This window comes from Candidatus Lernaella stagnicola (assembly GCA_030765525.1).
Lineage (GTDB): Bacteria > Lernaellota > Lernaellaia > Lernaellales > Lernaellaceae > Lernaella > Lernaella stagnicola.
The window spans coordinates 63201-83628 of sequence record JAVCCK010000030.1; the positions used below are offsets into that span (position 1 = coordinate 63201).

A 20428-nucleotide genomic window follows, 5' to 3' on the forward strand; every position below is an offset into this window, starting at 1 on the left:
ATGGAGAGTGTCAATCTTTCCGCGTGACTTAATATTGGACATTGGTTCCCAACAAAAGCATCGTCCCTTGCGAGATATTACGACCGTAGGCGGGATAAATCGCCGTAAAGTCGAAACTCCAGTGGTTACCGGCCTTGATCCCGACTTGAATGTGAGTATAGCCCGCGTCGTAATCCGGGCCGCGCTGCCAATAGACGGTTTGGGCGTCGTCGGCTTCGTTGCCCACCGAGGAGTGGCCGTCCAGCCGCAGCGTGCCGTAAACGATGTTGTAAGCAAATCCGATTTCCGCGCCGTACACGTACAGATCGGCCGGATCCTCATCCCGATATCGGTAACCGACGTCAACGCCCACCGTGAACAGAGAGATCTTCACGCCGCCCAGCACGCGCCCCTCGAGGTCAAGCTGACCGTCGCCCGGCGGTAGCGGCTTGGTTTCGTCGTAAAAATAAGGCAGCTTCACCTTCGCCGACACGCCCAGCGCCGCCCGGTGACCTCCGATGATCCGCCACAACGTGTCCAACTCCACATCGCCGAGCGCCGTTTCGTTTTCCTCGTCGAATTTGTCGTTGATGTATTGGTTGATCACGTGAGCCGCGAAACCCAGTTCCACCTTGTCCAGCACCGCCCAACGCAACGTCAAATGACCCCCGATTTCGCGGTAAAACGCCTCGTGCAGATGATGGCGGTCGCCCTCGCCGTCCAGGTAGTTGCTCGTCACGTAGTAACTCAGGCCCAACCTTCCCATAAGCTGCCGCTCGGACATCGTGAAAGCCGTATCGGCCAGCGCCGGCACGGCTCCCGCCGTGCACAACACCAGTGCAAAAAGAAAAACGGTAGCTTTTCTCATCTGAAGCTTCCCCTGCTATGTGAATGTCGCACCGCGTCACGCATACCACAGCCACATCGGTAATTCAATTTGTTTCCCGCGCGGCTGCGATCCGATCTTACCGGCCCGCCGGGTGAAAACTTGACGCGAGTGAGCCGCTGCCGTAATCTGCGGTTTCGTGTTTGGTAAATACCCGGGCTCGACAGCCCCTTAAGGAGAAACTCCCATGCAACGAATTTCCGTGGCTCTCATTCTCACTTTGCTGCTCGTATCGGCCGCCTGGGCCGGCCAGGGTGAGTGGGAATACCTCGACGCCAGCGCGGGCGCGATTAGCTCCGGCTATCTGGCGGTTTCGGCGGTGGACGACAACAACGCGTTTACCATCGGCATCAACCAATTCTCCGCCTACGGCGCCCAGTGGGCCTGGAAAACCGAAAACGCCGGTGAAACCTGGACCTCCATTTTTCAGTTCGAAGGCACCGGCGACGATTGTGACATGGTGAGTTTCTTCACCTTCATGCTCGACGGCGATTGGTACGACATGGACCACGGCGTCGTCGTGGGCATGGCCGTTCCGGACGAATGCCTGGAAGAGTTCCCCGACATGCCGCAATGCATGTTCGCCTGCATGTTCCGCATGCGCTCGTTCATCTGGACCGTCACCGACGGCGGCGAAACCTTTGTGGAACACGACGGCGGCGGCAACATGACCAAAGTCGCCATGGACCTCAAGATCATCGGCGAAACCATTTACGCGGGCGGCTCGAACGGCTATTTCATCAAAAGCATGGATTTCGGCGACTCGTGGGTAAGCCTGCCCTCACCGGAAACCGGCCTCAATTCCTCCATCACCGACATGTGGTGGCTGACCCCCGACCTGGGCTACGTGGCCACCGGCGCCCCCGGTGAAGCCGACAAAGGCGAGCCGGCCGACGACGACGAAGCGAAAAGAACCTACTACGCCATGCGCGATTACCTCGACTACTTCCGCAACCCGATTCGCCGCATGCAGATGCTCGAAGAGGGCTACGACCCGACCAAGAACGCCGGCGACAAGGCCCAGTACGGCAACTTGTACAAGACGGTCGACGGCGGCCATAGCTGGGAGAAAGTCTACGACGGCGACGGCGTCTACTCCATTTATCGCTTGCAGTTCCTCGATGAGATGAACGGCGTAGTCGTCACCGACGAATGGGCCAGCTCCCACGCCGAAAACACCATCAAGATGACCCACGACGGCGGCATCACCTGGCAGGCGGGCTCGATTCCCGACACCGGCCCCGACAACTCGAAGTACATCATCAGCGACATCCGCATGCTCACCCCGAGCCTCGGCTACGCCGCGGCGGCGCACCAGCGCGGCATCGCTGCCTCCTCCCTCGTGCTCGTGACCACCGACGGCGGCGCAACCTGGACCTTCGACACGATCGGCTCGAATCCCGGCTACACCGGCGATCCGCGCGGTTACGGCTTCATGGCCATGGACTTCGCCAACAACACCCGCGGCTACGGCGTGGGCATGAACCTTTCCGTGGCGCGCTACGCGGGCACCAATGCCGGGCCGGTGGCTGACGCGGGCGATGACATCGCGGCCGACGCGAATACCGTGGTCACCCTGGACGGCAGCGGCTCCAGCGACCCGGACGAAGACTTGCTGCTCTATCTGTGGACCTTGGTTGACGGCCCGGCCGATGTGACCTTGGACGGCGAATTCACCGCCGCGCCGACTTTCACGGCAACCGTGGACGGCGACTACACCTTCGAACTGCAGGTCTCCGACATCGAATACCAGGATACCGACGAGATGATCGTGACGATCTCCGGCGGAACGCCCGTCGACGACGATGACGACGACACGGTCGGTGACGACGATACGACCGACGACGACGACACCACGGCGGGCGACGACGACGACGCAAGCCCCGACGCCGGTGACGACGACGACGATGACAACGACGACGGCTGCGGCTGCTAGCGCAACGTAAACCTGTAGGCGCGCTTTTGGTTTGCTAAATGTCGTCGCATGGATAGTTAATTCACTATATGCGGCGGGGTGAGGCAAAGGGGGCGTCGTGGATTCAAAAGGGCGTTTGGGCCGATCTGGCTGAAAACGCTGAGAAAAGGCGCAGAAACAGCGTCGGAGACTCCAACAGAAGTCGCCGGCGCTGTTGATTTATTAGATTTTCAAACACCGTCTAAAGGGGGATTATCGGCCGTTTCAATGGGCCTGTAAAAAAATGAAATAAACCGAAAAAACACTTGACAACGTAAGGCGTCCACCCTATATTATACCCATGATGACAAACGGAACAAACAACGGGGCAAACGGAAGGGGGCGGGTCATGGAACGGTTCATGCCGACAGAAGCTCAGGTCGCATTCGCCCAAAGATTAGTGGTTGGCGCGATCCAGGCTGGATTGGTCGCCGGCGAGGAAGCAGCCGGGATGGTCCACGGCGTGCGGGAAATGGGAATGGCGAGCCGACGCGAAAGCGTTTGCCGGGAGACCCAGCACACCCGCCGGGTAGCAAGCAGCATCATCGATGATCTTATTGGTTTGGGGGCGGAGCCCGCTGACGGGCCGCTTCCGAGCGAAGAATCGCTTTGCCCGGCCGCGCCGCAAACCCCCATCACCCGCCTGGACGGTCTTGAGATTGACGATTTGACAGAGTTCGTACCGGCCGAAGTGGCGGAACGGTTTGACCGTTTCGGGATCGGGGCTGACGTTCGGACGTTTGGCGGCTTCCCGACTGATTCAGGCCCCGCGCCGGTTCAAATCATCGTAGAGGTTGGCGGAGAGAGGGTGGCGCGGGTTCCGGCGGCGGAGTTGGACTTGGCCCAAAGCCACGACGACATCATTCGTCAGATTCTCTTAGCAGCGAATGAGCAAATCTAACCACCGGCCAAGCCGGGATGGAGGGGGCAATGGCGACGATGACGATGGGCGAGTGGTCTACACTGAAAGAGGCAGCGGACCTGCTGGGGGTGTCCCCTAAGACCCTTCAGGCACAGTCCAAGAAGGGGAAGATCGCCGCTGTCAAACGAGGGCGGGATCTGTGGATTTCCGCCGATGAAATCGAGCGGTATCGGCGGGAACATTTAGGTACGCGCCGGGGCGGCTGGCTGACCTCGGAAGAGGCAGCGGTGGCGCTGCTACCGCGAATCGCAGCGGTTGGCGAGTTCGTTGACCCAGCGATCCAAACCACATTCAGCGGCGGCGTGTTCCACTTCGCCGTGCCTTGGACGCCGCCCGAATGGCTTTACGGCAAGCGCGGGCGGCTGGACAAGACGACCGCCGCACGGGACGGGGAGCGGTATCGAAGGGCCATGAAGCGCAAGCTACGGCTAGCCCTCAAAGCAGCCAAGCTTGACTACGTGCGCACGAGCGCGCACGTGGAATTTACGCCCCCCGACCGATCTGAGTAGATCAGCAGCCCGCCTCGTCGTGGGCTATTACCTCCGCCCTCGATTTCGGCGGCGACGCGTTTGCTTTCGGGTCGCCGCCGCTTTTATTTAATTATCAAAGAGCAAAACCGCTCAGGCGGCCGGGGGTCGGCGGATGTCGAGGACACGGTCTTTCGAGTAGCGGGCGACGGTGACGCAGTCGCCCTGGTTGCCGCCAAGCAGCAGCAGGTCGCCGTTTTCCTCCCCTGCGTAGAACGCGGAGTGGCCGGTCCAATGGTCCGGAGCGATGCGCCAAAGGACGACGATATCGCCCACGCGCGGCGTGTCGGCCGGCTCGCCATATGCGAGGAAAGAGCGGGCGTTAGGCCGCTCCGTGCCTTCGAGGCCCGCCTGCTGCAGGCACCAATTCACAAAGGCGGCACACCAGGCGGTTTCGTCGGCCACGTACATTAAGCCGCTCGAGGCGAGGTATTCCTGGATTCGCGGGTTGTGATCCGGCCCGGCGATTTCCGCCTGGCCGAGCTCGGCCAGCGCGACGCCATACCACGCGGGAACGGCCGGCTCGGTTTTCGCCAGCAGCGCCTCCGGCCGCAGGGCCACGGGCGGCCGTGCCCGCTTTGGTGACGGCAGCGGCGGCGTGATTCGTCGTTTCGGGCACGTAGCCATTCCATACATCCGCCCGAGCCACGCCGCGAATTTGAGCCACCAATTCGTTTTCATGATCTCCCCTATGCTTGGTCGCCACCGAACACGGCGACGCTGAAGCCGGCGTCGGTCGCAGCGCCGGCCAAATTGACCGTCGTGACGGTGAACCCGGCGATGTTCCACGCGCTCGAGTTTGCGACCGCCGGGCCGCTGTTGGCCACGGGTGTCACCGCGTAATTCGCCGCGGCAAAATTCCGCTGGAATGTCAGGGCGTAAACCCCGCTGAGGGCGACGTGGTTGACGGCGTTGACATTGAGCGAGGCGAGGATCGTCCCGTCGGAATGGACCAGTGCCCACGCCTTGGCGAACGACGCGCCGGTCATCTCGTTTTGCGCCGGCGACGCCGCGGGCGGGTCGCCGTCTTCCCACTGCATGGTCGAGCCGTCCATGAGCATGAGTTGGCCGCCGTCATCGACGACGACGACGCCCTCGTCGACGAAGAGCCACGCGCCGTCTTTGATGTAATTGAGCGAGCCGTCATCGAGGAGTAATTGGCCGAAGACCTGAATGTACGCGGCGGCGTCGCACACCAGCGAGGCGTTCGCGCCGGCCAGTTCAATTTGCGCGTTCGTACCGAGCAGGACGGTGGAGTTGATGCCGAGGTCAATCGACAGGTTCCCGACGTCGGCGATGATTTCGGCGGCGCCGATAAAATTGATTGCCGCGTTTTCATCCACCGTCACGTCGGCGAGCTCGTCGATCCAGGCGCCGCGATCGCTATCGGCCAGCACCGCCGCAAATTCATAGCCTGCGCCTACGCGCGGCACGTCCACCGTGCCGTGTAGATCCGTTCGCACGGTCGGCACGACGGTGATGCCCGCGCCGTCCCAGACCATCGCGCGGCCCAGGACGAGGTAGATCGTCTCGTCGAGGGAGCCGGTCGCCGCAAAGCGCAGCCACGCGCGATATTCCATCGCGCCGCCGCCCGCGTCGACGGCCTTTGCGTCGATATAAATATCGTAGGTGCCGGCGTCGACGGGCCCGCCGGCCTCGCCCGCGGTGAGCAAATTGATCGTTTGCGAATACCACGTGTCCATCGTGGCGATGGCGGAGTAGAGTTTCGCGTCGCCCAAATCGCCCGCCGTAACGGTCGTGCCGGTCCAAATGAGCATCTCGAACCCGGTCCAGTCATACGCGCCGGGCGTGAGCGCGCCTTGAAAGTTTTTCCCGATCGCGTCCGCTTCGGCGGCGTAAAGCCACGTCACGGCGTCATGCCAATTCTTCACAAGCATCAGCCTGCCTCCTTCGTCACAAAGTCGCGGCCGACGCACGACGCGCCGACGATGAAGCCCGCATGCCCGACGGCCGGGCGTGCCCAGCCGGGGCCGGCGCCGCGCAGCATGCGCTCGATCGCCGCGTGCGCCATGCGGTCGAGCTCGTTGGGCTCCGACTCATAAATTTGGTATTGCCAGATCATGTTCCCGAAGGCGGCGTACGGCGCGTTCTCCGTGATCTCCGCGTCCGCCTTCACGGCCTGCGCCAGCGCTTCGAGATACGGCACGCTGAGTCGCGGCTTCATCGTCGCCATCAGAATCACCAGGTCACGACGCTCCTGCAGCGTGTGGCCGGTCGCGATCGGCAAGCCGTACTGCCGCTCGTGCCGGTGGATGAGCCCGATCGTGGTTTCCGGGTGAATTTCCTCGTTTTTCAGCGCGACAATCGCCGCATCGAGCCGGTCGAGTTCGAGGCCGAGGGCCGCGAGGAACACGTTGAACAAATTGGCCGTGTCGTCGGTGTAACGTTGCGGCGGCAGCAGCGCGCGCAGCAACCGATAGCCGACACCGGTCGCACGAAGGTCGCCCAGGGTGAACAGAGGGCCTGCCATGTGCGGGCGCACCTCGAGCCGCCGCCAGCCCGGCGTGGTCTGCACGGGCGTGACGATGGTCAATTCGCTGCTGGACACGACCGTCGTCGCGCAAACAGCGTCGCCGGCAGGCGAGACCAACGTGGCCGTCGCGCCGGCGGCGAATCCGCTGCCGTACACTCGAATCGTGTTTGCCAGGTGCTGGCCGAGCAGGCGCGAGTTGATGCGGCCGACGTGGGTCTCGTCGCTGGTGTAGGAGAAGTCGGCCCAGGCGGCCGTGCCGGAAGGCTCGGTCGAATACAGCGTCATCGAAACCAGCGCGTAGGTCTCGGTCCAGTCCGTGACCGTCGCCTTGACGACGAACTCGCCGTCTTCGATCACACCGAACTCCACACGCGCCGCCGATTGCCGCCGCACCGCGAGCCTCGTGTCGCTGCCGTCGTGGGCTTCGCTAAACAGGCCGACGGCTCCGCCATACAGGAAGAGGGAGTAACCCGTGCTTTCCCGCGCGAGGCTCCACGACATCTGCACGTCGGCGTCGGCACCGGAAAACAACAGCCCGGCGGCGATGTTGTTGGCGCCGGCCGGCAGTGCGAAGCTGATCGACACGTCGACGGCCACCTCGCAGCGTGTGGCGTGAAACCAGTCGAGGCTGCGGTAGGCGAGCGCTGCGCCCGTAACGGCCATGTGGCACACGCCGCCGTCTTCTTCGACGGTCCCCGCGCCGCCGTCGGTCCATTCATCGTCGGCCACGCCGTCGGCGAAATCGTCGGTGAACGCGGGATAAATCGGGTAGTCGGTCAGCATCAGCTTGCCGTCTGCAGAATGAGCGTGCCGATGCGCAGCGCCTGCACGGTCGTTTCGTCGACCAGCGCCGTGACATTGCCCGTCGGCGATTGCGTCGCGTCGAGCACTTCGAATTGATTTGTCAGGGTGGCGCGGCCCTTTGACTCGTAATAGCTCGCGCCGATCCGGATCTCCGCAAAGTATGTTTCGATCGCCTCCGCGAGCGTGTCGTATGTGGGGCAACCGGGCATTACCAAATCGCCGGAGCTTGGCGCGACCGGCTCACCATCCGCGTCCAGCAACGGCGTCGCCAGCGTGAGCGTGTCCGCCGTTGCGTCGACCGCACTGATTTTCCGGGCGCGCCGCAGGTCGCGAAACGCAACCCACTGGCCGACCTCAAAGCCTGTCGTATCGATCAGGCGAATCGTCCGGCTGCTGCTGCCCTCCTGCACGGTGGCCGAGGGCGTGTCGCTGAATTCGTACCCCTTGGCCATGTTCAGGCCGAAGGTAAAGTCCACGTCCGTCAGCACCGGATGGACCGCCAGCGGCTGTTCCAGCGGCGGCGCCGCGTCCGGATCCCCGGCGGCGCATACCGGCCGGTTTTCATCCAGCGCGTCCTGCACGGCCGAAAGCACCGCCGCCGTCACGTTGTCGCCTTCCATATCCAGCACCGCCACGTCGCAGGTGCCCACGTCGCGGCGGTACGGGAACGCCTCGGCAAAGCCCACGCCCTCGACGCCCAGCGCCCAGTTCTTGAAGTCCGCCGCAGTGCCGCCCGCGGCCGGATTCTCGATCGACAAATGGTAGCGATCGAGGTAGTGCGCCTGCTTCTCCGCGTCCGTGCCGCCGGTCATGTTGCCGTTTACCGTGGCCGTGGCCGCGATGCCGACCGGCTGGCTTTCCCACAACACCGCCTCGCCGGTGGCCAGCGCCCCCGCGTCGCCGGCGACGATGGCCTCGACCGGGACGTACGCCGCGCCGGTGCCGTCACCCGCGTCGACGAGTTCGCCGCCCGCCGTCGCCTCGTAGCGCTGCGCCGTTTCTTGATGAATGAAGGTGTCGCCATCCGACCAGGTTGCGGCGATCGTGCCGGTGACGTAAAACGCGCCGGCGCCGGCGACCAGGCCGACTGCCTTGGTTGCGGCCAGCGGGTCGCCGATATGGCGGCGCGCGTGGCGCACCAGGTTGTCGTAGGACGCGGTATCGGGAAACGCCTCGTCGGTCGCCGCCTGCAGGTGCCCGTAGGCTTCCTGCAACGCCGCGGCCTTGCCCGTCGCCAGGTCAAACACGTCATCGCCGGCGGAGTCGGCGCGCACGCCTTCGAGCGTATTACGGACGGCCGCGCAGATATCGTCGCGGATCTCGGCCGTCGGCTTCACGGCATAATCAGAGTGTCTCGGCATTACAACAACCTCACAAACTCGCTGAGCACGTGCGGTTTCTTGTGCTCGTCGAGGAAAAAGATTTTTACGTGGCGACGCTTGCGGTTCGTCGTTTCCAACACCTGCACGTCGAGGCCGGAGATCTCGCCGCGGCGCACCATCGGCAGCAACAGCTCGAACGCCCGGTCGCCGACGATCACGTCAATCGCGTCAACCGATTTCGGCGGCCGCGGCGGGTCGCCCCGCTCCGGATCGCTCCACACCGGGCCCCACAACGGCCGCAGTAGGCGCCGCGCTTTATCGACGATCGACGTGGCCCGCTGAATTTGGCCCGCCGGAGAAACGCGCCAACCGGCACCGAAATAGGCAAATCCGTACGTCATGGTAATGGCACCCCCTCGACGCTCAGCCCGCCTTTGATATCCACGCCGGTCGGCGTGATGACCATGCCGCCGGTGCCCGCCACCGGATCGACGATCACGATGCCGCCGCCGGCAGCCTGCGCCTCGATTCGCCAGGCGATCATCGCCTTGGCCGCCACGGGCGAGGGATTGCCGGCGACCACCAGCGGGTCGTCGGTCGCGTTCGCGATGATCACGCTGCAGCCGGGCGGCACGACGACGGCGCAGCCGGGGAACGGCGCGACGATTGCGGGCTCCGGACTCGGCACGCCGTCGAGGCCGACGAAATACGTCTCGACCGCGCCGCCGGTAACCGGGTCTGAAACGGCGCTTATAGCGTGTTGATACGCCTGTTCAAGGCGTGCTAGACGGCGTTCGAGTTCCCGCAGGGTGGCCATTACATCACCCCCGGTTCGACCAGCGTGAGCCGTGTGCGGCTGCCGCCGCTTAGGTCTTGCATCAGGCGCCGCGCGATGACGAACATCGGCCCGGCGACGCCCTTGTGTGGGATCGACACGAGTACCATCTGTGCAACCTGCCACGGCAGGCCGGTCTCGGTCGTGAACCCCGCCACTTCGAGTTCGATCTTTGTGCCCTGCAGGCGGCGCAGCGCGACCTCGCGCATCGCTTTGGCTTGCGCCTGGGCAATCGACTTCGCGTCTTGATCGACGAGTACCAGCGGGCGGTAGACGCCGCGCGAGATCAACTCGGGATCCACCGCCATGCCGAGCGCCGGCGCGCCGAGCATGCCCGTGGCGATGGTGCCGTGGCGGGCGCGTTGGCCGCCGCCGCCCTGGACGACGATGTGCGAGAACCGCGCCTCGACGTCGTCGCGCAGCGTGTAGCTGGTGATGTTATTTGCCGCCGCCTGCGGGCCGCTGGGCATCGACGCCAGCGTGGCGACGGGCGGGATCGCGTAATAGGGCAAGAGCGATTCAATGCGCAGCACGCCCGTCGCGTCACACCACATCGTGCAGCCGCACTCTTTCGCGATCGGCTCGAGGATCGACCACACCGGCTGTGAGGGCGACGCGCTGGTCGTTTGCGCCCGCGGGATCTGCGCGGCGGCGTCGACCACGACCGGCACGGCGAGTTGGCCGCAAAGCTCGGCGGCAAAGGTCGCCAGGCTGCCGGCCGGGCGGCGAAAGCGAATAAGCGGCGGGCTGTCGACGAGCACCTTCGCGGCGTCGCAACCCTCGATGGCGATTTGGTCGCCCGTCTGTGATACCTCGTTGGTCGCGCTGCTGCGGTTGCCGGTGAATATCGGCACCGGGCCGAGCGTGGCGATCAGGCGATTGCAGCGCGCCAGGAGCGGCCACGCCATCGGCACGCCGTCCTGCGTGCTGGGCCCGACCAGGTGCAGCATGTCGCTGGGCACGAGCATGTCGCTGTCCAGATCGATCGACTCCCACGCCGCGAGTATCCCTGCAACGTCGGTGGTCAAAATCAATGGCAGCGGTACGGGCATTTTCTTTCCTTATGCGGCCGGAACGCGCAGGTCGGTGCCGGCCGGCAGGCGGTTCCAATCACCGCGCACGTTAGGGTTGAGGGCTCTTATTTCGCCGGCGCGATTTGCCGCGCCCAGCCAGTCGACGGTCCAAAGCACGAGCGGACGATTGTCGCGATCCAGCGTTTCACGCCGCACCTGCAGACGCGGTGAGCGGATCTGCGCCAGCGTGCGCACGAGGCTGTCGCCCACGCGCGAGAGCTGCGTCACTGCCGGGCCGGCGTAGTACGGGTTTGTCGCCGATTGCAGCGCGATCGTGTTGCGGATGCGCCGGCGCAAGAACACGGCCGCGGCGTCGGCCGCCACGGCGTCGAGCGTTCCCGCCCGCGCTGCCGCCTGCACGTGCGCGATCAATTGATTGGCCGTGTATGCCGCCGCGGCGGTCTCCCACTGCGCTACCGCGACCAGCGCCGCGTGCTGCGAAGCCGGCGGCGAACTCACGCCCGGCGCGGTCGGCGCGCCGCCCGCGTACACGCCCGGATCGTAGCTGTAGGTGCCGTCGAGAATGCCCTGGTAAACGGCCTCGCGCAGGCCCAGCGCTTTGCGCGTGTCGCGGTTGATCTGGTCGACGACGTCGTAACGCGCCTTCACCAGGTCCTCGGTCGGCGAGTCGATGTCGAAGGGGTCGGCCAGCTTGCCTTCGAACCACGACTGCAGGCTGTCGGCCAGGCTGTCGATCGATCGGTCGATCATGGTCGGCAGGTCGCCGGCGATGCGAACGAGCATCATAATCGCGGCCAGCGCCGCCGCGTTCCAGCCCGTAATAAAGGCGAGCGACGCGAGGTAGCGGCCCAAATTCGGCGCCAGCACGATCAGGTCGAACAGGACCGGCACGCCCACGCCGAACTCGGCGGTGATTTCCGGCGCGATGGCGTGGCGTCGGAACGTGACGCTGATGGTGGCGCACAATTCGCGGGCGTCGACTTCTTCGGTATAGCGCAGCGGGTACACCTGCTGCATGCCGCGCGTGGGGTGAATTAAGATGCCGGGTTTCATCGGCACGATCGCGCCGTCGAGCAGGCGCGCGAAGGTTTTGTGGGCTTCGAAGTTCGTGCCGATAAAAACGAAGGTGAGGTCGAACACGCGGCTTTTTGCGCCGAGCGGCTCGTTCACTTCGCCGAGGCGGCCGACGGCTCCGTGCGCGGCGGTATTGAATTCGTAGGTTTGCCGGGCGCTGGCGGCGAACAGCGGGAAGCCGTCATAGAAGGCGGGGACGGAGTTTTTCAGCCAAATATTCATTGGCCTCTCCGGTGCAGCTTCGCCGTGCTGCGCGTGCCTTCCTGGTCGATCGTTACCTTGACGTCGATGGTGTCGGGCATTTTCGCGGCAGCCGCATCCATTTTATCCGCCGCCGCTTGTTGCTTCGCCGCGACGCCGTCGTCGCCGCCGAACACGGCCGTCCACGACTTTTTCGCGCCTTCCCACCAGTTCGACCCGAGGCCGTCATATCCCTGGGCGACCTTGCCCTGGGCTTGGTAGCCGGCGATCGTCGAGCGAATCTCGGCCTGCATCCGTTCGTCGTTCCAGCCCAGGCGCTCGGCCGCCTGCCGTTTTGTTTCGGTGACCGTCTCGACGAGGCTGCCGTGACCTTTACGCCGCGCGAGTTGCGCGTCGGCCACGGCGCGCGCGGCCTGCGCCTCTTTCGCCGTTTTGTCGACCCCATAAATCGCGGCCCCGCCGGCCGCGACGACCGCGGCCGTGGCGGCGACCGCCGCGCCGCCGGTCAACGCCGCGCCTTTGCCGAGCGTTCCCGGCAACGAGCGGTTTTTCGTCAGCCGCGCCATGAGCGAGGCGGACTGGACCGCGTCGCGGCCCGCCGTGCCGGCCGCGCCGCCGCCTCCGAACATGCCTTGGAAGTCGGACACATTGACGACGCTCACCGGCTGCACGCCGGCGATTTTCTCCAGCGATTTAGCTTTGACGAGCGCCGCGGCGTCGCTGCCGAGAAGGCCTTTCATGCCGCCCGCGGCCTTCCAGCCCTTGACGCCCTTGGCTATCCCGCGGCTGCCGAACACCGCGGCCGCGATTATCGCCGCGCTGCCCACAATAAGCGGCGCCGCGCTCATCCCTGTTTGCGCGCCCTCGCTGCCCTGGATTTTGGCCGCCGCCGGCGACACGAGCAGCTCGTTTAGTTTGTTCACCGCGCTCGTCGCCCAGCCCTCGGCGGGCAGGAAGGCGTTTTGCATGCCGGTCGTGAACGTGCCGGTCATGGCGTCCCACGCCTTTTCGAACGTGCCCGACTTCAGCCGGTTTCGCTCCTCGACGGCCAACCGGCCGAGCATATCGGCCTGCACCTTGGCGGCGTCGGCACCGCCGAGCAGCGCCTGGGCGAATAGCGACCCTTCGCTACCGAAAACTTCGTTTAGGATGCGCAACTGGTCGGCGCCTTTGCGGCCGCCGAGGGCCTGCTGCAGCACGCGCTGGACATCGGGTAACGACCTGATCGAGCCGCTTTGTTTGTCGATGATTTGGTCGAGGCCGTACTTGCGGAGTTTGCTTTGTTTGCCGCCCGCCGTGAGTTCGCGCATTGCCGCGGCGACCGACGTCCCGATTTGCTCCGTGCGGATCTCGGACATCATGGCCAGCAGCGTCGCGGCGTCTTCGGCCGACCCGCCCAGCGCGGCAATGGCCGGGCCCGCGCGGCTCATCTCGTGGCTGAATTGCGCGGCGGATTCGAACTTCCCGGTATCCGCACCTTGGACGAGCAGGTTTGCGAAGCGCTCCATTTCGCCGCCCTTGGCGCCGAAGGGCGTGCCGAATTTGCCCGCTTGGCGCAGCGCCGTGGCTTTGTCTTGCCCGGTGGCTTCGGCGAGTAACGCGCCGGCGCGGCCGAGGCCGCCGAGTAGAACGTCTTCGGAGAAGCCCATTTTGAGACCAGCCGCGAACATCTGCTCGACGTCGCCCTGCGTGCCGGTGACGTCTTTGCTGACGTCGAACGCCGTGGCCCGCAGGCGTTTCATCGTGCGTTCGATCGCGGCAGGATCGTCGCCGGTTCGCGACACGGCAATTTTCAAATCGACGTCGGCCGATTTCAGGCCGGCGGCTTCGCGTACGCCGCGGGCGTACCCCCCAAAGGCCTTCTTCGCCACCAACGCCGCGGCGCCGGCCTTGGCGAGGTCTTTCGCCATGCCCTTGAACTGCTGGCCCGCGTCGCCGCCGAGCGCAGAGAGGCGCTCGAGCGCACCGCCGGCAGCGCCGAGTGGCCCGCTCATGCGATCGCGCAAAAGTAATTCTGCGCCGACGTTGTAGGTTTTACCCAAAGGGTCCTCGATTCGTCAGGTTCTCGAGCACAAAACGGGCCGCCCGCTGGCGGCCCCTCGCCAGGTTACAGATCAAGCGTGTCGTGGGGTCCGGCGGGATCCCCGCCAGGCCCACGGCCAGGCCCTCTTCCCAGGTCAATCGCGTTTTCTTCACGAAACGTTTGCTCCGCGGCGTCGACCTCTTCGGCGAGCGTCGTAATGATGGAAAAGTCGCTGGGCAGAAGCTTTCCGACGGCGTCGGGAATATTCGGGCGCGGGATGCCGCCAAGACGGGTTATGCGAAACTTAACCTGGTGGTTGTACCGGGCGGCGGCCATCGCTTCGCCGCGTCTCGCGTCGCCCCGCGTCAGCTCGGGCCAATCCGTTCCTTTGATGCCCTGCTTCGCGCGCGCTTTGTCGTCAAGACCCTGGACCCAAACGCGGGTGATTAGGTCGTAGTCGATCCAGTCGGGCATGGTGGCGTCGGCCATGCCGACGACGTCGACCGTGAGCGGGCCGACAATAAATTCGCGCTGCTGGGCGCCGGCGAATTCCACGCCGATTTCCAAGACGCCACCACGCGTAAGGTCGCCGGGGGTGGCGAGCACAATTCCGTCAGACATGGCGCCCTCCTTAAGCGACGAGCGGTTCGCCGAAGACCTTCAGCGTCCAGTCTTGCTCAGCCGCCTTCTCCGGATCGAACGACTCGTCCTTGTCGCTGACCATCACGTTCATGGTGCGCGTGGTGCCGTTGACGACGTCGACGATGGTGAGAATGCCGGTCACGCTAGTCAGCTTTTGCGCGAGCGCCAACACGTCGAGCGGCGAGGCGGCAAACACGGGTGTGTTGATTGTGACCTCGTGCGTGGCGATGGCGGGGCCGCCCATCACGCCTTGGAACGTGGTTTTGTCCGCCGCGGCGCCTTTGGTGCTGAGCTTGATCGCCCCACTGATGATTTCGAGGCCGTCGAGAAACGCTTTCGCTTTCGTGCCGATTACAAACGCGGCCATGCCGCACCTCCTTTACGGGTTGATTTTGAAAAACTCGACGTCGACGCCGAGGCTTTCGTCGATGATCGGATTCGGGATCCCGATTTGAATTCGCTTTCGATTCAGCGGGTCTTTCTGCACGACGATGCTCCCGAGGTTTTCGGCCAGCGTCGACGCCGACAGATACTCGTACGGCGGGTTAGCGTACAGGCTCAGCACGCTGACGATCTGCCCCTTCACATCGCCGAGTTTTCCGTCGACCATCTTCTTTTTGGCCCGGCTGTCGTAGATCGTATCCAAATGGTCGAGGACCGCCTGGCGAATGAACTTTTCGACGAAGAAGATGTGTACGGATTCATACGCGTCCGACTCGACCCCGCTGACCAGCTTCGTCTTTGTGCTGATCAGGCGCTCTATCTTCACGTCGCCGCTGCTACCGTCCAGGTCGTCGATCGACCCGCCGTGCGCCAGCACGTTCTCGATCGTGGTGTCGTAAGTGGTCGGTCGGGCCCAGGCCGCGCCGAGCTTCACGCGGCTGCGCAGCTCGTCTTGGAACGGCACGCTCGGATTTTGCTCGGCCGAAACGACGCCGACTTCGTACGCCGCGCGATTATGCGGCGGCGTAAGCCACGGCAGGGAACTGAGCTGGAAGAGGACGGCAAAGTCTTTGCGGTTGCGCGCCGCCGTCCACGTGATGAAGTTCGAATACGTGTCGCGAATGCAACCCACGTGCAGCGCGCCGCGGCCCTGCTCGCCGTTGGCCATGAACGTCGCGACGGTCTCCATGTGCTCCACGTCGTCGTCGGTCGCCAGCCAGGGCACGAGGATCAAATCGTAGTCGGTCATTTTGTACAAATCGGTGTACGTCGAGTCGATCGTCGGGTCGGTCGCGCCCGTCACGCCGGCGGCCACAGTCGCCGTCGTGGAGACGTCGGGCATTACCACTTCCGGCGTGCAGTCGTTGCCCATCGCGCCCTTGAATGCGTACGTGACGGTTACGACTGCCTCGACCGCGGCCGCCGTAAACGGTGCATAGCTGTCGGCAGTAATCGCGGCGGCGCAGGCGGTCGCGATTTCGTCGGCGGTGTCTTCGTCGAGGATCGAGAAGTCGACGTAATAGTCGCCGAGCCAGACGCGCGCCGAGCCGTCGGCGATTGCCGTGGTCTCGAACGTGATGGTGTAGGTCGCGGCGGTACCGGCGTCGGCTTCGGCGACGGCAATGGCGTCGAGGTCACACGTCGGGTTTTCGTAGAACAGGCCTCGGCCTTGCGGGTTGGCCATCATCTGCAGCGCGACTCGGCCAAAATAGGACAGCACCAAATCGGCGGTGAGGCCCTCAACCAGGTCGGCGTCGGTTTTGCTGCCCGCTACCTCCAGCGGCAACAGCACAAGGACCTTTTTGCGGCCGGCCCCGGTGGTGGCTGCCATCGATTCGTTCACGGTGGAGCGATTTATTGGCCGCTTGGTCGCGGCCAAGTCGTCGAATTGCGGATCAAACGTCGCCATCGTTCATCTCCTTCTCGGGTTCGGTCGGCGCTTCGGCCGGCGCGGCTTCGGCGGGCGGGGCTTCCGACGCGCCGTCAGGCATCACCTCGAGGTTGCCCTGCTGGAAGATCTCGAGCAGGTATTCGTCCAATCGCACGCGGGTGAATTGGTCTTTGGGCAGGTAGCGCGTGCCGCCGGGGCCATGCTGACGCGGCGGGTACGGAATGAGCGGCACGGGCTTGTCTTCCCGATTGCGCTGCGGTTTCACTAGGCACTTCACGCCGACCTTCGGCGCGAACGGCCTCTTCTTTTCGTTTACTTTCTTCTTGCCCATGATTGCTTCCTTTCGTTATTCGTCGCCGAATTCCAACTCGAATTCGTCTTTGTCTGCCTCCGGCGTTTCCGGGTCTTCGCCCGGCCGCCTATCGAACGTTCCCTCGATCGCCTCGATTACATCCGGGTCGGTCAATTCGGTGCGGCCCGGCACGAACGCCTGCTCGGTCACGAATTGCACCGCCCAGCAGCGCACCCCTTTGTCTTCGATTTCTTTATTGAGCCCGACGATTTTGTCGCCGGCATAGAGCAGCGGCGCGGCGAGCTCGACTTCGTTTTCGTCGTCGTCGAGTTCGGCGTCGCCGGCGCGGGTGCGCTGGACCGGGCGCTTGCCGGCCAGGGCGTCGATCACGGCGTCTTTCAAGTCGTACAAATCGACGAGGGTCGAATCGATTCCCGCCCGATTGCGCGTGGCAATAAACACGATGTATTGCACCGCCGCCTCGTGCTCTTCGCGGCCGGTGCCCATCGGCCCGGCGCTGGGCGCGCCGCCGTACGCGACGGCGAGCAGCGGCAGGTCATATTTGCCGCGCATACGCAGGGCGTCGGCAAAGCCCTCATCCGCGACGATCACGTGCTCGACGTCGTCGGCCACGGGCGCGATCGCCAGTTCGCCGATGATGGCGTTGAGCAGAATGTTCGTGCGGTTGGTCGTCACTGCGCGCCTCCGAATGCCCACTCGACGAGGACCTCTTCAATTTCTTCCCAGTCCTCGGCGAAGGGCTCTTGGATGTATGGGCGGGCGGGTATCCGGACCTTGCGGCCGCGGCCCGCCATGCCGCCGAACTGTTGAATTGCCGCGTAGACGATGTTGCTGCCCCAGGCGACTTCCCAGTTGCCGACGTGGGCGGTGAGCGACTGCATAATCAGCCGGCCGGAATCGAGCAGCGGCTGCGCGCCGGCCATTTTTTTGCGGCCCTTTTTCGTACCCGCGCGGCTGGTGCCGCCGGCGCGGGCGATCAATGTGGCTAACGACAACGGCTGATATTTATCCGGCCGCCCGCCCATCTCGACGGTTTTTTGCACCGACGCGATCATGATTTCGCCGATCGCGGCGAGGGCGTCGGAGGGATCATTCAAACGCCGGCGCATCGCGGTGAGTTCCAACGCGAGGTCGTTGTGTGTCCAGCGGAAACCGTCGTCGGCCACTACATGCCCTCCATCGTGTCGCGCGTAAGTTTGCGGGCTCGGCCGGTGGTGCGGGCCGACGGGTCGGTCTCACGGATGCTCGTCATCTCGTCGGCGGTTTTGTTCGCCCCCTGCCCGGTGAGGATGAATTTGCGCTCGCTGATTCGTTCCAGCTTGCGCCGCAATTGCTTCTCGTCTTCCCGCTCCTGCTCGCCGTAGTTCCAGTTTTTGCGACGGCAAAGCGTGAACCACGCGAGTTGATGCGCCAGGCCTTTGACCTGCTCCGTCGCGGTCAGCGGCGTCGGGTAGCGGCCGGCGGCGTACCCTTCCAAATCGGCGTCGGCGCTCGCGATTGCCTGTTCGATCCAGGTGTCCTGGTCGTCGTCGTCTAAATCGCCGAGCGTCGCGTCCAGATCGGCCGCGACGCAGCGTTCGCGGAATTCGTCGCTCGTTAGGCTGGCCATGTTCGTTCGTCCTCTCTGCGCGTTTCCGGCGCTCTAGAAGGGGCCCGCGAGCGCAGGCCCCCGATTAGAACGTCGATCAGGCGGTGTGGACGCACTTGGATAACAGGTGCCACCACAACGGCATGTCGGTCGCGTAGAAGTCGAACCCGAACAGGCCTTCGGCGTGTTCTTCGCCCGGCTTGACGAGCCAACGCGGGACCGTTTGTTTCGTGTGCGGAAACCCGAACGGTTTCATCCGCTTCGACAGGTCGGCGAGCCCCCACAGAGTGGTGGCGCCGTCAATGTCGAGCACGACGATCTTGAACTTCTTGTACAGAACATTGCCCTCGCCGCCGGCAAGCGGGTTCTTGTCGATGATGTTTTCGGCCGTGCCTTCCAAATCCGGCGTGATCCACAACGTGTCGGGATGGACCCGCATGGAGTGGCCGTTTTCGCCCTTGTACGCCCGCATCGCGGCGCGCACGGTGACGATGTTGGTAGCCGACAAATCGAGGTCGCTCCAGTAGTTCTGCTGCGTGCCCCCGCTGACAATACCGGTGTCGATGGGGTGAGCCGCGGAGAAGAACGACGTTTCGTCGTAGCCAAGGTACGCCGCTTCCGACCCGTGGCCGTCAGCCAAGAGCGAGCACAGCGCGTCGAACTGGTGCTCGACGTAGTCGTCGGCCAAATCCGCCATCGCCGCGGCAACCTGGCCGAGGCGGTCGAACAGAATGTCGCCCATGTCCACCGCAACCGAGTCGTCCCACAACCTCAGGCGACGCGTCAGAATGAACGCCTCCAGGTTCTGCTTCGTGCGGTCGCCGATCCATTCGGTCACCTTCGATTTTCGCACGATCATCTTGTAGGTGATCGTGTCGGTCGTAACAGGAATGTCTTCGAAGAACGCCAGGTGCTCCGTCGGCAGTTCCTGCAACGCCTTCATATACGCGGCGCGCAACGTGCGTTCGGTCGCCCTATAAGTCACAGCATTGAGCAGCATATTGTCCTCCTTCCTTTACGCGTCGTTTTCAACGCCGCTGCTGTAGGTGACCCGAGCGCCGTAGATTTTCACGTCGTCCGTGTCCGCGTTTATGGTCACTTCGATGAGCAGGAACTCGCCGACGCTTACGAGCGCGCCGATTCCCGTCGCCAGCGTGTCGAGGGTTACCCAGCCGCGCGCGGCGGCGTTCGCCATCGTCAACGTATCCGTGACGATGGGCGTGGTGTTCCCATATTCGAAGACGCGGATATCAAGATTGCATTCCTCGTCCGTATCTTCGATCGCGTCGAATTCGATGATTAAGTCAGCGGCGGCGCCGACCGTGGCCAGTTCCGGAACCGTCAGGCCGAACAGGAACACGTCGGCCGCGTCGTCGATGGCGACGTAGCCTTCCGCCGCGCCCGTATGCGCGGCGCCGGCGGGCAACCCGGTCGCCGTGAACCCGCTGAACGGCGGCGCAGTCAGCACCTCCGTTGCGCTGATGTAGCCGAACGGGGCGACCAGTGTCTTTTGAGTATTGCTGTTGGTTGTGAAAGCAATGTCGGATCCCGCATCGACGATGTCGGTCGTGGTCACGCCGGCGTCGGCGTACAGTTCGCCATCGATCTCGACGAGGCCCTCGATGTAGGCGTCCTCGCCGTCGATCGTTTGATCCGGCGTGCCGTTGCCGACCGTCAAGCTGCCGACGAGAATATTGAAGTCGCTCGCCGCGCTGGCCGCGGTGCACTGAAAGTCGTCGCTGGTGGTCTCGTCGTAAAGGCAGCTCCAATCGCTGCCGGCGCCCCAGGCCACCGCCACGTCGTCGCCGACGATTGCGCCGCCGTCGGAATAGATCACGCCGTCGATCTCAACGAGGCCCTCGATGTAGACGTCCTCGCCGTCAATGGTCTGGCCCGGCGTGCCGTTGCCGACGGTCAAGCTACCGACGAGAATGTTGAAATCGCTCGCCGCGCTGGCCGCGGTGCACTGAAGGTCGTCACTGGTGGTTTCGTCGTA

The 20428-nt window shown here is 64.2% G+C and carries 22 protein-coding genes; 3 read left to right on the plus strand and 19 right to left on the minus strand.

Going from position 1 to position 20428, the window contains the following annotated elements; genetic code table 11:
* Window positions 1–28: 28 nt before the first annotated feature.
* On the minus strand, window positions 29–847 hold the full coding sequence (locus tag P9L99_14125; GenBank protein MDP8224493.1) for a hypothetical protein: 819 nt from the start codon (window positions 845–847) through the stop codon (window positions 29–31).
* A gap of 205 nt (window positions 848–1052) precedes the next feature.
* Here P9L99_14125 and P9L99_14130 point away from each other — a divergent pair, with 205 nt between their 5' ends.
* The 3 genes from P9L99_14130 (at window position 1053) to P9L99_14140 (ending at window position 4250) form a co-directional block, all read left to right on the plus strand.
* Window positions 1053–2801: a PKD domain-containing protein gene (locus tag P9L99_14130; GenBank protein MDP8224494.1), complete on the plus strand. Its 1749-nt coding sequence runs from the start codon at window positions 1053–1055 to the stop codon at window positions 2799–2801.
* Between the two features lie 367 nt (window positions 2802–3168).
* Window positions 3169–3720 (plus strand): hypothetical protein, encoded by a 552-nt coding sequence (locus tag P9L99_14135; protein ID MDP8224495.1) that lies wholly within the window; start codon window positions 3169–3171, stop codon window positions 3718–3720.
* 29 nt (window positions 3721–3749) lie between these two features.
* Window positions 3750–4250, plus strand: a complete 501-nt coding sequence (locus P9L99_14140) for a helix-turn-helix domain-containing protein (protein ID MDP8224496.1) — start codon at window positions 3750–3752, stop codon at window positions 4248–4250.
* A gap of 111 nt (window positions 4251–4361) precedes the next feature.
* Here the strand turns inward: P9L99_14140 and P9L99_14145 are convergent, their stop codons facing one another.
* The 18 genes from P9L99_14145 to P9L99_14230 form a co-directional block, all read right to left on the minus strand.
* Window positions 4362–4949 carry a TIGR02594 family protein gene (locus P9L99_14145; GenBank protein MDP8224497.1) on the minus strand — a complete coding sequence of 196 codons (588 nt, stop codon included), beginning with the start codon at window positions 4947–4949 and terminating at the stop codon, window positions 4362–4364.
* Between the two features lie 8 nt (window positions 4950–4957).
* Window positions 4958–6166: a hypothetical protein gene (locus P9L99_14150; protein ID MDP8224498.1), complete on the minus strand. Its 1209-nt coding sequence runs from the start codon at window positions 6164–6166 to the stop codon at window positions 4958–4960.
* Entirely contained in the window at window positions 6166–7545 is a 1380-nt protein-coding gene (locus tag P9L99_14155) for a DUF2313 domain-containing protein (GenBank protein MDP8224499.1), read from the minus strand. The genes P9L99_14150 and P9L99_14155 overlap by 1 nt, the downstream gene beginning before the upstream one ends.
* A complete protein-coding gene (locus tag P9L99_14160) occupies window positions 7545–8927 on the minus strand; it encodes a baseplate J/gp47 family protein (protein ID MDP8224500.1) in 1383 nt (460 codons plus the stop codon). The genes P9L99_14155 and P9L99_14160 overlap by 1 nt, the downstream gene beginning before the upstream one ends.
* A complete protein-coding gene (locus P9L99_14165; protein ID MDP8224501.1) occupies window positions 8927–9289 on the minus strand; it encodes a hypothetical protein in 363 nt (120 codons plus the stop codon). Before P9L99_14165 ends, P9L99_14160 begins: the two co-directional genes overlap by 1 nt.
* On the minus strand, window positions 9286–9705 hold the full coding sequence (locus P9L99_14170) for a hypothetical protein (GenBank protein ID MDP8224502.1): 420 nt from the start codon (window positions 9703–9705) through the stop codon (window positions 9286–9288). The genes P9L99_14165 and P9L99_14170 overlap by 4 nt, the downstream gene beginning before the upstream one ends.
* Complete coding sequence (locus tag P9L99_14175; GenBank protein ID MDP8224503.1) at window positions 9705–10775, minus strand: hypothetical protein; 1071 nt, start codon at window positions 10773–10775, stop codon at window positions 9705–9707. The genes P9L99_14170 and P9L99_14175 overlap by 1 nt, the downstream gene beginning before the upstream one ends.
* Before the next feature lie 9 nt (window positions 10776–10784).
* Entirely contained in the window at window positions 10785–12053 is a 1269-nt protein-coding gene (locus P9L99_14180) for a DNA circularization N-terminal domain-containing protein (protein MDP8224504.1), read from the minus strand.
* On the minus strand, window positions 12050–14074 hold the full coding sequence (locus tag P9L99_14185) for a phage tail tape measure protein (GenBank protein ID MDP8224505.1): 2025 nt from the start codon (window positions 14072–14074) through the stop codon (window positions 12050–12052). Before P9L99_14185 ends, P9L99_14180 begins: the two co-directional genes overlap by 4 nt.
* Window positions 14075–14139: 65 nt before the next feature.
* Entirely contained in the window at window positions 14140–14676 is a 537-nt protein-coding gene (locus P9L99_14190) for a hypothetical protein (GenBank protein MDP8224506.1), read from the minus strand.
* 10 nt (window positions 14677–14686) lie between these two features.
* On the minus strand, window positions 14687–15064 hold the full coding sequence (locus P9L99_14195; GenBank protein MDP8224507.1) for a hypothetical protein: 378 nt from the start codon (window positions 15062–15064) through the stop codon (window positions 14687–14689).
* Window positions 15065–15076: 12 nt separating this feature from the next.
* Window positions 15077–16549, minus strand: coding sequence for a hypothetical protein (locus P9L99_14200; GenBank protein ID MDP8224508.1), 1473 nt, complete (start codon window positions 16547–16549; stop codon window positions 15077–15079).
* Window positions 16536–16862: a hypothetical protein gene (locus P9L99_14205; protein MDP8224509.1), complete on the minus strand. Its 327-nt coding sequence runs from the start codon at window positions 16860–16862 to the stop codon at window positions 16536–16538. Before P9L99_14205 ends, P9L99_14200 begins: the two co-directional genes overlap by 14 nt.
* A gap of 15 nt (window positions 16863–16877) precedes the next feature.
* Window positions 16878–17519, minus strand: a complete 642-nt coding sequence (locus P9L99_14210) for a hypothetical protein (GenBank protein MDP8224510.1) — start codon at window positions 17517–17519, stop codon at window positions 16878–16880.
* On the minus strand, window positions 17516–18010 hold the full coding sequence (locus tag P9L99_14215; protein ID MDP8224511.1) for a phage virion morphogenesis protein: 495 nt from the start codon (window positions 18008–18010) through the stop codon (window positions 17516–17518). The genes P9L99_14210 and P9L99_14215 overlap by 4 nt, the downstream gene beginning before the upstream one ends.
* A complete protein-coding gene (locus tag P9L99_14220; protein MDP8224512.1) occupies window positions 18010–18453 on the minus strand; it encodes a DUF1320 family protein in 444 nt (147 codons plus the stop codon). The genes P9L99_14215 and P9L99_14220 overlap by 1 nt, the downstream gene beginning before the upstream one ends.
* Window positions 18454–18529: 76 nt before the next feature.
* Window positions 18530–19432 (minus strand): Mu-like prophage major head subunit gpT family protein, encoded by a 903-nt coding sequence (locus tag P9L99_14225; GenBank protein ID MDP8224513.1) that lies wholly within the window; start codon window positions 19430–19432, stop codon window positions 18530–18532.
* A gap of 15 nt (window positions 19433–19447) precedes the next feature.
* Window positions 19448–20428 (minus strand): hypothetical protein (locus tag P9L99_14230; protein ID MDP8224514.1); only part of this gene is annotated, 981 nt, incomplete at its 5' end.